Raw genomic sequence first — 1,291 nt, forward strand, 5'->3', positions numbered from 1 at the left:
CTATATACACTTACTAAACTTGATGTTACCCATGAGCTGAGGTCTTGATTAAAGACATAGTTACTATTGAACATGTGAGACATCCATTTCACACTAGAAACATCCCATCCAGAAATATCTTGATTAAATGGCGAGTTATTAAACATAAGCACCATATTTTCAGCAGAACTGGTGTTCCAAACACCAATATCTTGATTAAATGGAGTATTTTGAAACATTGAACCAAAGTTTTTAATGTTCGAGACATCCCAAGAAGAAATATCACAATTAAAATTAGGCGAAGAAGTGAACATTTGCTGCATATTTATGATTGAACTCGTATTCCAGTTTTCGAAGCCACCATTCACATTTGTTGTCTGAAAAGCACGTTCCAAAGTGGTTACATTTGATAAATCTGGATTATCGATTGCGTTTACAACTAAATTCGAACATCCTTTAAAAGCACTGTTAAAATCATCCCAAGCAATTGTCCCCCATTGATCTACTGATAGAATTTTTTGACGATCTCCAGCATTATTAAAATAAATCCTTGGAAAACTGCCTTGAATACGTATGGTATATATTCCTGCAACACCAAAATCATGTGTTACACTTCCTGTAATTCCAAACTCATCAAAGGTTCCATCATTGTTCCAGTCCACATCGTAGAGATATCCTGTTCCAGTTGTTGGAATAGTAATAGATGTTGAATTGGATGTTCCAGGATTGTCTGTTTTCCAAGTGGTTACAAAATCTAAACACGGAGAACCTCCGTCAGTGATTGTCCAACCGTCAGTTGCTATTATATTTGAACGGTCAGGAATTGCCTGACAATATTGACTATTCCCCCCATCAAATGTTACTCCCGATTGCAATGTCTGTGAATTCCACCCAATTAATAAAGCATCATAATTAGCAGTAGAAAGTGTTACTCCAGCGAACATGCCAGTCGCATCTGTTAATGAAGAAACATCCCAAGCACTCAAATCTTTATCAAAACTTACAGCCCCATCAAACATCTGCTTCATCGATATTGCATTTGACATATCCCAAACACCTATTGGTTGATTGAATCCTGAGCTTCTGAACATACTATTGAAATTTGTAATTGTTGAGACATCCCATCCAGAAATATCATTGTTCAGGGATAAACAACCTTGAAACGATCGTGCTGCATTTGTACAAAGTGTTAAATCTGGCGAATCTGCTGCCAGTATTTGTAGGTTCGAACACCCTCTGAAAGCACGTTCTATGCTTGACCACTGGTTTGTTCCCCATTGATCAACACTCAACAATTTCAAATTGTCACCCA

Annotated in this window: 1 protein-coding gene; it reads right to left on the bottom strand. The window is 37.1% G+C overall.

The window, feature by feature from the left end:
* On the bottom strand, positions 1-1,291 hold a 1,291-nt coding region (locus tag FRY74_RS12755; RefSeq protein ID WP_147102229.1), incomplete at both ends, for a BspA family leucine-rich repeat surface protein.

This window comes from Vicingus serpentipes, from assembly GCF_007993035.1.
Lineage (GTDB): Bacteria > Bacteroidota > Bacteroidia > Flavobacteriales_E > Vicingaceae > Vicingus > Vicingus serpentipes.